The organism is Archaeoglobaceae archaeon (assembly GCA_038734275.1).
GTDB lineage: Archaea > Halobacteriota > Archaeoglobi > Archaeoglobales > Archaeoglobaceae > WYZ-LMO2.
The window spans coordinates 102,608-112,564 of record JAVYOO010000004.1; the positions used below are offsets into that span (position 1 = coordinate 102,608).

Consider the following 9,957-nt stretch of genomic DNA (forward strand, 5'->3'; position numbering starts at 1 on the left):
CTAAGCGGACTTTTCAGCTTTGAAAATTTTCTCTATTACTTTTCTTAAGATCTCTTCTTCTTCAGCCTTCTCGTCGAAGTGCACAAAATTCCCCTTAGCCTTTTCTCCCGCACAACCTCTCTTGCATCCGCTAATGCAGACTAAAAGCTCTGAATCGCCAGAATAAAAAATCTGAAAGTGCTTTTTTAGCACTTCTTCAATTTCCTCTCTTTTGTAAGTCGGATTACAGCCTCCGCAATACTTCACCGCAATTTTCATTTCAGCTTTGCAAAGAATTCTTTTTCGCTGACCCCTCTTATTTTCTTGAAGTGCTCATCTTCCTTTATTCCTGCAATTACCTTTGCAAGCTCTTTCTTCATCTCCAGATTGCCCCTTCTTGCGATCATTATCTTCTGTGCCTGCGGTGATCCAGCGCCATGCATAGACTCTGGCAATTCAGCACCGATTGAAAGGTTCTCCACGAGTCTGATCATTCTCATTCTCTGCTCAGTCGGAGTCTCAGCAACTCCTTTGAGATACTTCTCGATCAAATGCTTAGTTTCTGGATTCTTGTAATCTTTTTCAGAGGGCAATGTTATAACGATCCCGCCAGTGATGTCCTGAGCAATCCTTGACCACTCATACGGGAATCTCGTGATGTTAAGCTTTGTTACATTTGCAAGCAAGGGATTTGGCATGTAAGCTCCTGAGGGAGTCTTATAGCCCTCGTAAGAGCACGCGAGGGTGCAGCACCAGCAAGTTTCAGCCAAGTGTATCATCTCGGTGATCTTGTCAACAACATGCGAGGCTTTGGCAATTCCCTGCATCTCTGCAACGTTTGCTGTTGCCCCAATAAGCACGTCCGCAACTCCTACTTTGCATGCCCCATAATTCTGGCGGTGGAAGGTAGCGAAGACTTCAACGAGCTCGCCAGCGAAGTCGTATTCCCCGCACATGAAAACGCGCTCCCAAGGAACAAAGACATCGTCAAAGATCACCAATGCCTCACCACCTACAGTAGCATATTTCGCATTTCCGCAGTCTATGTCTCCATCGAGTCTGCGAAGATCGTTCGTTTGCCTCCCAAAGATCATGGTAACGCCTTCAGCGTCAACTGGCACCGCAAAGGCAACAGCGTAGTCCTTATCGTCGGCTTCAAGAGCTCTTGTGGGCATCGCTATGATCTCGTGGGAGTTGACTACACCGGTGATATGAGCTTTTGCTCCTCGAACAACGATCCCGTCTTCTCTTTTTTCCACAACCCTTACATACATGTCCTTGTCCGCCTGCTGACTCGGCCTTTTGCTTCTGTCCCCCTTTACATCTGTCATGGCTCCAGCGGGCATGAGATCGTTTTTCTGCACGAACTTTATGTATTCCCTAACCCTCTCGTGATAATCTGTGCCATACTTCTTGTCGATGTTGTAGCTCGTTATGTAAATTGCATTCATCGCATCACAGCCAACGCAGCGCTGGAAGCAGGAACCAGTCTTCTGTCCGAGAACCCTGATCATTCTGACTTTTTTGACAAGATCCTCAGTGCTCTGATGAATGTGATTGAATCGGTTTATTTTCTCCCCCGTTAAATGCGAAATGGCGGTCATTACATCTTCAAATCTTGGATCGTGGGCAAGCTCGTAAGTCATTGCTGCAGCATTTACATGAGGCGCCGTTATTGGATCGTCAGCGACATTCTCTATTCTTCTTCCCATAAAGTAAATTTTTGGCTTGTATTTTTTCAAACTTTCAATATACTCTTTTCCGGTCATCATCTAAAATCACCAAAATTAGCTGAGCAAAATCGTATTTATATCTTGTGTTCGTTTTTATTCGTAGACGAACTGGCTTACTTTTGTGTGTTTAAATTAATTTTTATTTTTTATAAAATTTCTAAATTTATAGATCACTTTATCAATCCTTTCAATGACAAAAGTTGTGCGATGCGTAGTCTGTGGAAAAGAGAGCAAGTATAAGGTCTGTGGGGAATGTCTCATAGAAAGAGAGAAGGTAGCAAGCATTGAGAAATTTACTTTAGAAGTATGCAGTAAATGTAATTCGGTTAAAATGGGTAAAGACTGGCAAAAAATTGGCCTTGGTGAGGCAATTGAAAGTTGGATTGCCGAAAAAATTCGAGTTGTTCAGGATTTTGAAGTTCAAGAAATCGTCGTTTACGACAAAATTGCAATCCTGAGAGGGATTTTGCATGGCGATTTTGTTGAAACTGAGATTCCAATAAACTACAAAGTGCACAGAATTTCCTGCCCGAAGTGCTCAATGGAAAGTGGTGGTTATTATGAATCCATTGTTCAGCTCAGAGCAGGTAAAAGACAGCTGAGAGAAGAAGAGATTCAAAAAGCGAGGGAAATAGTAGAGAAAACTATTATGGAATGTGAAGGTGATAAAGACTTCATTTCGAAGTTCGAAATCATGAAGAAGGGTATTGACTTTTACTTGGGGAGCAGAAAACTTGGAGAAAAAATTTCTAAAAAGATCGCTGAAGAACTTGGCGGAAAAATTCTGGAAAGTAAAAAACTGCACACAAGAATTGATGGTAGAGACGTTTATCGATTTACATTTCTCGTCAGATTACCTGAATACGAAGATATGGACGTTGTAGTAAAAGGAGAAAACCTCTACGTTGTTAAAAACTCCAGAGCTGGGAAAGGTATCGATTTGATAAGTGGGAAGCATGCAAATATCACGAACACGACTCTCGTGGCTAAAAAAGAATCTTTTGGCTGGGGAGTTATAACTTATCTTGATGAGAGCACCGCAGAAGTCATGACTGAGAAGGGGGATATAGTGCTCGTTCCGAGGCCATTTGGTGCAGAAGTAGGCAAGGAGGTTTTTATCTTTGAGTATAAAAGCAGAACTTATGCTTTTCCGCGGGATTTATGAAGGCATTAAGAGTTAGAAAGGAAAATGCAGAAGAAGTTCGAAGACTTGTAGAAAAAATCGGGGCTGAGGATAGGAGCAGATATATCAAAAGAGTTGGTGATTACGTAGAAATCCCAATTTTGGACGAATTTGAGCAGTATTTTTTAGAATTTGAAGTAGTTGAGCAATCTTATCCTATTGAGAATCCAAGAAAAAGATTTTTTGATCTGATTAAAGATAGAATCCCCAAAGAGTTTCGTAAACATCTACCAAGCAGATACAAAATTATCGGAGATCTTGCAATCATAAAGCTCAGAGAAGAATTGTCCGGATACGCAAGAGAGATAGCAAATTCGATCTTAATCTCAAATCCGAGACTAAGAGCAGTTTGGAGAGACCTGGGCAAAGAGGGGATGATTAGAAAACCAAAGCTTGAACTCTTGGCTGGAGAGGGCAGTGAAACTGTGCATGTTGAAAATGGCTGTTTTTTCAAGCTTGACATAACAAAGGTGATGTTTAGTCTCGGAAATCAACATGAAAGGCAGAGAGTTGCAAACGAGGCTAAGGATGAAATCGTAGTGGATATGTTTGCTGGAATAGGATACTTCACGATTCCAATTGCAAAAAAAGCAGAAAAAGTGTTCGCAATTGAGATCAATCCAGACGCATATTACTACTTGCTTGAAAACATTCGATTAAACAAGCTAAATAACGTTTTACCAATCCTTGGGGACTCAATGCTACTTACTCCCGAAAGAATTGCGGACAGAGTGGTAATGGGTCACATTTTTTGCCAAGATTTTCTGGAAGTGGGGATTCGAGCCTTAAATGGTAAGGGAACTATTCACTATCACGAATCAACTCCGCTCAAGGTGCTTGATAGGCCTGTCTACAGAGTTCAAAAAGCCTGCGAAAGGGTTGGAAAAAAATGCAAAATACTTCAGATCAGAAAGGTAAAAAACTACTCTCCCGGGGTTGTTCACGTCGTTGTAGATGCATTTGTCTATTGAATTTCTTTCTGTGCTGTAATCATTTTATGGTTTAGCACACCTCTCGTTGCGGAAATCCTATCTACCAGTTTCTTTATTTCTTCCATGTTTCCCTTTACCACTATTATCTCCAAGCATTGATCTTCGCTGAGGTGGATATGCATATTTGAAGAGATTATGTGTGCGAACTGATGCTGAAGGGAGATAATGGCATCGCTAACTCCTTTTACATGGTGGTCATAAACAACAACAAGAACTCCTATAACCTCGCCTTTTTCACTTTCAAGCCATTTATAGTCTGCAATGTATCCTCTAATTGCATCTCTTATTGCTTCGCTTCTTGAAGAGTATCCACGGTTTTTTATTATCTTATCGAAGTCATCTAAAAGATTTTTTGGCAAACTAACTCCAATTCTCGTAATCCCCTCTTCCATAAGAATTGGTTTATGTTTAATTATAAAAACATATCTCTCTATTCAAAAACCCTGATGATTTCTCCCATTCCTTTGCTTCTGCTCTCTCTAAATATGAACTTCTGTCCTTCAAAGACACATTGAGGATGATATTTGAATCTAATTCGAACTTTATCTCTATCCCCTGCTTTTAGGTATCCTTTTTCAATTGCCTTAAATGTTACTGTCTCGGCAATTGTCTCAGAATGAAGCACAGGCTCGTAACCCGGTTTTATGAGTGTCGGATGAGTGAAAACGAAAACCTCTGCCTCGAATTCGCGAACCGCTTTTGGCATAGTTTTGCTAATCACCATCCCCCTACGAATATCTTCGTATCTAACACCTTTTAGTGCAATTCCAACAATGTCTCCGCATTTAGTTTTGCTAATCCGATAGTGGTGCATCTCTATGCTCATGACTTTAACCTGTTTGAAACTACCATCGTCAAATGGCCCGAGAAATACGTCCTCGCCCTCTCTGAGCTCTCCAGATTTAACACTTCCACTCACAACCACGCCAACCCCTGTAACCCTGTAGACTTTATCTATATACAACAAAAAGTCCTTTTCAGCAGTATATCTTTTTGGAAGCCTGTATAACAGTTCTTCGAGCAAATCATACCCCTGAAGTGTAACCGCAGAGGTTTGAATTATTGGGACTATCAGTTTGTTCTCAGAAACAAAGTTAGATACTTTTAAGACATCTCTGATGTCTCGAACAAGTATCGGGATTCTCCCCACAGATCTTAAAAGATTTGAAACCTGTGAAATTATCTCCTTTATCTTTTCTTCGCCAACCATATCTATTTTTGTAATTGCAACGATTACGGGCAATTCCATTGCCAGCAATATGCCGAGATGCTCTCTCGTAGTCCTCATGACTCCATCGTTTGCAGCGATTACAAGCAATCCGTAATCAATTTTTTGCCCTAATAGACCGCGAATCGTAGTTCTAAGCCATGGCTCATGTCCCACTGTGTCAACAAAGCTGACAAGTTTATCGGATTTTTCAACTATTCTTGCCTTCTCCTCCTTGCTCATCGGATTTTTTAACCTCAAAATTTTACCATCTTTAAAGCCCAAAACGGCAAAACTCAGTTCAGCACTAAGTCCGCGCTCAATTTCATGCTTTAAAACATCAAGAAATACTCTGGTAGCTCCATCTCCGTTGTCAGGCATTCCAGTTATGAGGCATCCAACCAAGGTTGATTTTCCATGGTCTACGTGTCCTGCAGTGCCAATCAAAATATGCTCCTTGGCGTTCGATTTCATGATTTCGATTATACCTACATATCCCCCATTTATTTTGTATTTTTCAACAGAACTTATTTCTGCTTCGATTTCTTTTGCGACTTTTCTAAGAACTTCTATTGTTTCATTGAACTTCTCTTCGTCCAGTCCTTTCACGATTCCCGAATCTGAAACTCCTATCACATAGTATGCCCTTCCCTTCCCCATTATGAGTCTATGGTTCATCTGGCAAGCGAGCTGTCTAAAACGACTCTCTTTTAAGTGAGTTGAATTAAGAAACTCCTTAAACTCTACATTCTCACCCTCACCTTTTTCGACGAGTATAGTGAGCTTTTCCACGAATTCTGTAATAGTTGAAAGATTTATTCTTTGTGGCATAGTGTTGAATACAGATATATTTATTTTCAGTGAACTTCATATTATGAGGGCTAGCTGGAAAGGTTCGATAAGCTTTGGCTTAGTCTCGATTCCTGTAAAGGCATACAACACTGCAGTTCCAAAGGAAATAAAGTTCACCTTGCTTCATTCAAGAGACGGTGGAAGAATAAGATACAGAAAATACTGCGAAAAATGCGGGATAGAGGTTAAGGACGAAGAAATCACGAGGGGCTTTGAAGTTTCTAAGAACGAGTATGTGATTCTGACTGACGAGGATTTTGAAAAGATACCCCTTAAGAGTGTAAAAACAATCGAGATAAGGCAGTTTTTCGAGCCTTCAGAACTCAGTATAATCTATTACAACCAATTCTACTATTTAGTTCCAGATAAGGGGGCTGAGAAGGCTTACTTACTTTTAAAAGAGGCTATGAAGGAAACGAATCTCATGGGAATTGGAAAAATTGCAATAAGAGGGAAAGAAGGGCTTGTCGCTTTACGTGAGTTTAATGGTGGGATTTTAATGGCCAATCTTCACTACATTGACGAGATTCGCAGTCCAAGGGAAATTACCGGTTGGGAAGTTAAGGCAGAAATAAGCCCTGAAGAGCTTGAGCTTGCCAAAAAACTTGTTTTGGCTTTAAAAAAGCCTTTAAGACTTGAAGAATTCAGAAACGAATACAAAGAGGCTCTAATGAAGCTGATAGAGGCTAAACTTGCAGGCAGAGAGGTTTTAATGCCAGAAGAAGCTCCTACAGCAAGATCGCTAATGGAGGCACTCAAAGCCAGCTTGGAGGCTATAAGATGAGCTGGTTCGAAGAAAGAATAAAACCGATGCTGGCAGTTAAGGGAAAACCCTTCAGTAGTCCTGAATATTTTTTTGAAATAAAATGGGACGGGACAAGAGCCTTGGCTTTTATTGACGTCAAGAATGAAAAAATAAGACTTCAGAACAGAAGATTGCTGGAGATTTCTTACAGATATCCGGAGTTTGATTTCTTGAATTTCGTTTCAGAGAACGCAATTCTGGATGGGGAAATCGTGGTATTTGAAGGAAATAAACCCTCTTTTAGTTTACTGCAAAAGCGCGATCATACGGATAGCAAGTTTAAGGCATCAATTCTGGCTAAAAAGATTCCGGCAAACTATTTGGTATTTGATGTCCTCTATACTGAGTCTCGAGGTTGGCTTTACAAAACGCCCCTTGAAAATAGAAAGAGGATACTTTCGGAACTTTGTTCAGATACACGTAGAATCGCTCTTGTGGATTACGTAGAGGAAAAAGGTGAAGAGCTCTATGAGAAAGTCGTTAGGGCAGAGATAGAAGGGGTTATAGGAAAGGAGAAAAGAGGTTATTATACTCCGGGAAAAAGATCGGAGAGTTGGATAAAGATAAAGAAGAGAAACACTGGCGAGTTTATAATTGTTGGATGGCTCGAAGGTGAAGGGGAAAGAAAGGGAAAATTTGGATCTCTTATTCTGGCTTTAAAATCTGGAAATAGTTACGTGCATGTCGGCCAGGTTGGCTCCGGATTTGATTCAGATTTTCTTGAGTGGTTCTCTAAAAAGTTGCAGGAAATAGAAATAAAAACACCTTATTTTTTGATCGAAACGAGAAGAGTGGTGCATTGGTGTCAGCCGAAATATGTTTGTGAGGTAGAATATCTCGAGATTACAGAAGATTTAAAGCTACGAGCTCCAGTTTTTCTTAGATTAAGAGATGATAAATCGCCTGATGAATGCAAAATAGAAGATTTAGTTTCCACATCAACCATAGTCCCATAGAGAAAAATTTAAATCCAGATGAAAACATCTGTGCACAACGCTAAAAAAGGCTGTTGTGGGACCATGATGTTGGAGAAACTTGAAGAAAGGAAGGCAGAGCTTGAGAAGGAATTGCAGGAATTTACAAAGAAGAGAGATGAACTCAACCAGTTTGCAAAGGAGTGCGCAAAAAAGAGAGATGAACTAAACAAGGAAGTGAAACAGTTAGTTGAGAAAGTTAAGGAATTGAGGACCAAAAGGGATGAATTGAACAATAAAACCAAGGAACTCAAAGCCAAGAAAAACGAGCTTTATGAAGAAATAGATAAGCTCTACAAAGAAGTCGACAAGCTGCGAAAGAAGATAGACCAAGGTGGAAGACCTCTGGGAGAAATAGAAAAGGAAATTAGAAGACTTGAATTCAAACAGCAAACCACTGTAATGAGTATAGATAAAGAGAGGGCAATAGTTGAAAGGATTTCCAAGCTAAAAAGAGAGCTGGAGGAAAGAAAAGCACAACTTGAGCAACATGAGGAATTCAAGAGACTCATAGTGAGGATAAGAGAATTGAAGGATAAGGTTAGAGAGATCAACAACGAAATGAAAGCATGTGGAGATGAGGCGGACAAATACCACGAAGAACTGATGAAAACGGTAAAAGATCTGGACGAGAAGAGAAAACTTGCAGATGAAATGCATTTGAAGTTCTCAGAAAGTAAAAAAGAGGCAGATAAATGTCATGCTGAAGCTCTCAGAAGGAAGAAAGACATAAAAGATCTTGAAAAAGTAATCAAGGCTCTAAAGTCGAAACAGTATAAGACAAAAGAGCAGATAGAAAGAGAAGAGCTCCTTAAGAAGGCAAAAGAGATTTACGAAATGTTCAAGAGGGGAGAAAAGATAGACACAGAAGACCTGCTTATTCTACAGAGGGCTGGGTTAATCTAAAATTGTAGCCCATTTTTAAAGCTTTTAAGTTTAGTTCTACTCTCCCCATTGTTTCTTTTATCACCTCCTCAACGTGTTCGACTTTAAAAGGCAATTTTAGTAAAGAGAGCATTATTCCAACAATTACAACATTTGCTGTAACTGCATCCCCCACTTTTTCAGCGATCTCAGAAGCATTTACCTCGTAGATTTCATTCGTTATTTTTCTCAGATTCTCCAAAATTTCTTCAATCGTAGGATATCTCGCCAAGCCTACGGTTACTGAAGGTGGAATTATTTTTCTGGAGTTAAGAATTACTTTCGATCTTTTGTTCAAATATTTGGCGTATCTTAAGGCCTCAGAAGGCTCGAGTGCAAGAACTATGTCCGCACCGCAATCTGGGATAAGTGGCGAATGGACATCTCCAATTCTAACATGAACTTCCACGCTTCCTCCACGCTGAGCCATTCCATGCGTTTCTGCAACAAGCACGTTCAGTCCCGCCTTCATCGCTGAGCGAGCGATCAGATGGGCTGTAGTAAGTGCCCCTTGACCACCAACGCCAACAACAAGGATGTTGAGTTCCATGGAGTTCAGCTTTGATTAGGGTTTAAAAAATCCTCGAAATTCATAGTAGCCAATTTAGCAAAGCTTATCTATAATCCTTTAAACGACAAGCATGAAACTCAAGATCTCTTGTGAAGAGCCTGAAAGCTGTTTAGCCTGCGGGATCTGCGTTAGAGTTTGCCCGAAGAAGGCAATTACAATAAACAGAAAGGCTGGAATTTTAAAAATTAACCCCGAGCTCTGTGATGGCGAAAGCTGTAAGATCTGCATTGAAAAATGCCCGATGAAAATACTTGTTCTCGGAGAGCAATTTAGAGAATGGAGATTTCCGATTTTGGAGAAAAAACACAAGAAGAAATTCTTCGGCAATCTGCTCGAAGAAGTCATCAAGCCAGCGATCTGCAGTCATTGCACAGCCTGCTCGGCAATCTGCCCGGTCAAGGGAATAACAGCGGGAGACAAGCCCATAGACTTTCCGAACTGGCTTAAGGACTGCGTGGACTGCGGAGCCTGCGTGAAGGTATGCCCGAGATGGGATTACAAGCCATTGAACGGCATAGGCAACTACATAGAAATCTTCTCAGCAAAATCAAAAAGATTCACTGGACAGGATGGAGCAATGGTCACAGAGTTCACAGCAACAGCCCTCGAAGAAAATATCATAGAGAAGGCGATCTTCGTTGCGAGAGACGAAGAATGGAGAACAAGAATTGTAACAATAACCGAGCCAGAGCAATTAAAGGACACAAAGATCACGGGCACAAAATACACATTCGCAG

General features: G+C 40.6%; 11 protein-coding genes. 6 read left to right on the top strand and 5 right to left on the bottom strand.

Going from position 1 to position 9,957, the window contains the following annotated elements; translation table 11 throughout:
• Together QXI54_06065 and QXI54_06070 are read right to left on the bottom strand one after the other, a co-directional pair.
• Complete coding sequence (locus QXI54_06065) at positions 1-258, bottom strand: hypothetical protein (protein MEM0302715.1); 258 nt, start codon at positions 256-258, stop codon at positions 1-3.
• Positions 255-1,751, bottom strand: coding sequence for a 4-hydroxyphenylacetate 3-hydroxylase family protein (locus QXI54_06070; GenBank protein MEM0302716.1), 1,497 nt, complete (start codon positions 1,749-1,751; stop codon positions 255-257). The genes QXI54_06065 and QXI54_06070 overlap by 4 nt, the downstream gene beginning before the upstream one ends.
• 151 nt (positions 1,752-1,902) lie before the next feature.
• On the opposite strand from QXI54_06070, the gene QXI54_06075 reads away from it, so the two are divergent.
• Entirely contained in the window at positions 1,903-2,877 is a 975-nt protein-coding gene (locus QXI54_06075; GenBank protein MEM0302717.1) for an NMD3-related protein, read from the top strand.
• Entirely contained in the window at positions 2,874-3,866 is a 993-nt protein-coding gene (locus QXI54_06080; protein MEM0302718.1) for a class I SAM-dependent methyltransferase family protein, read from the top strand. The genes QXI54_06075 and QXI54_06080 overlap by 4 nt, the downstream gene beginning before the upstream one ends.
• On the opposite strand, the gene nikR is transcribed toward QXI54_06080, so the two are convergent.
• A complete protein-coding gene (nikR, locus tag QXI54_06085; GenBank protein ID MEM0302719.1) occupies positions 3,860-4,279 on the bottom strand; it encodes a nickel-responsive transcriptional regulator NikR in 420 nt (139 codons plus the stop codon). The genes QXI54_06080 and nikR overlap by 7 nt on opposite strands.
• A 38-nt stretch (positions 4,280-4,317) precedes the next feature.
• Positions 4,318-5,886 carry a GTPBP1 family GTP-binding protein gene (locus QXI54_06090; protein ID MEM0302720.1) on the bottom strand — a complete coding sequence of 523 codons (1,569 nt, stop codon included), beginning with the start codon at positions 5,884-5,886 and terminating at the stop codon, positions 4,318-4,320.
• Positions 5,887-5,968: 82 nt separating this feature from the next.
• Here QXI54_06090 and QXI54_06095 point away from each other — a divergent pair, with 82 nt between their 5' ends.
• The 3 genes from QXI54_06095 to QXI54_06105 are packed head-to-tail and all read left to right on the top strand — an operon-like array spanning position 5,969 to position 8,631.
• The gene (locus QXI54_06095; GenBank protein ID MEM0302721.1) at positions 5,969-6,730 is read left to right on the top strand and encodes a Ku protein; all 762 of its coding nucleotides are present in this window, start codon (positions 5,969-5,971) and stop codon (positions 6,728-6,730) included.
• On the top strand, positions 6,727-7,707 hold the full coding sequence (gene ligD / locus QXI54_06100; GenBank protein ID MEM0302722.1) for a non-homologous end-joining DNA ligase: 981 nt from the start codon (positions 6,727-6,729) through the stop codon (positions 7,705-7,707). The genes QXI54_06095 and ligD overlap by 4 nt, the downstream gene beginning before the upstream one ends.
• An 18-nt stretch (positions 7,708-7,725) precedes the next feature.
• Positions 7,726-8,631 (top strand): coiled-coil protein, encoded by a 906-nt coding sequence (locus QXI54_06105; protein ID MEM0302723.1) that lies wholly within the window; start codon positions 7,726-7,728, stop codon positions 8,629-8,631.
• Here the strand turns inward: QXI54_06105 and iorB are convergent.
• Positions 8,603-9,199, bottom strand: a complete 597-nt coding sequence (gene iorB / locus QXI54_06110) for an indolepyruvate ferredoxin oxidoreductase subunit beta (protein ID MEM0302724.1) — start codon at positions 9,197-9,199, stop codon at positions 8,603-8,605. The two genes, QXI54_06105 and iorB, sit on opposite strands and share 29 nt — an antisense overlap.
• A gap of 91 nt (positions 9,200-9,290) precedes the next feature.
• On the opposite strand from iorB, the gene QXI54_06115 reads away from it, so the two are divergent.
• Positions 9,291-9,957, top strand: a 667-nt coding sequence (locus QXI54_06115; GenBank protein ID MEM0302725.1) for a 4Fe-4S dicluster domain-containing protein, incomplete at its 3' end; no start/stop codon positions are given.

Bases quoted from the DNA above. Each gene is read 5' to 3' on its own strand.
- QXI54_06065 (MEM0302715.1), bottom strand. From the start codon at position 258: ATGAAAATTGCGGTGAAGTATTGCGGAGGCTGTAATCCGACTTACAAA.
- QXI54_06070 (MEM0302716.1), bottom strand. From the start codon at position 1,751: ATGATGACCGGAAAAGAGTATATTGAAAGTTTGAAAAAATACAAGCCA.
- QXI54_06075 (MEM0302717.1), top strand. From the start codon at position 1,903: ATGACAAAAGTTGTGCGATGCGTAGTCTGTGGAAAAGAGAGCAAGTAT.
- QXI54_06080 (MEM0302718.1), top strand. From the start codon at position 2,874: ATGAAGGCATTAAGAGTTAGAAAGGAAAATGCAGAAGAAGTTCGAAGA.
- nikR (MEM0302719.1), bottom strand. From the start codon at position 4,279: ATGGAAGAGGGGATTACGAGAATTGGAGTTAGTTTGCCAAAAAATCTT.
- QXI54_06095 (MEM0302721.1), top strand. From the start codon at position 5,969: ATGAGGGCTAGCTGGAAAGGTTCGATAAGCTTTGGCTTAGTCTCGATT.
- ligD (MEM0302722.1), top strand. From the start codon at position 6,727: ATGAGCTGGTTCGAAGAAAGAATAAAACCGATGCTGGCAGTTAAGGGA.
- QXI54_06105 (MEM0302723.1), top strand. From the start codon at position 7,726: ATGAAAACATCTGTGCACAACGCTAAAAAAGGCTGTTGTGGGACCATG.
- iorB (MEM0302724.1), bottom strand. From the start codon at position 9,199: ATGGAACTCAACATCCTTGTTGTTGGCGTTGGTGGTCAAGGGGCACTT.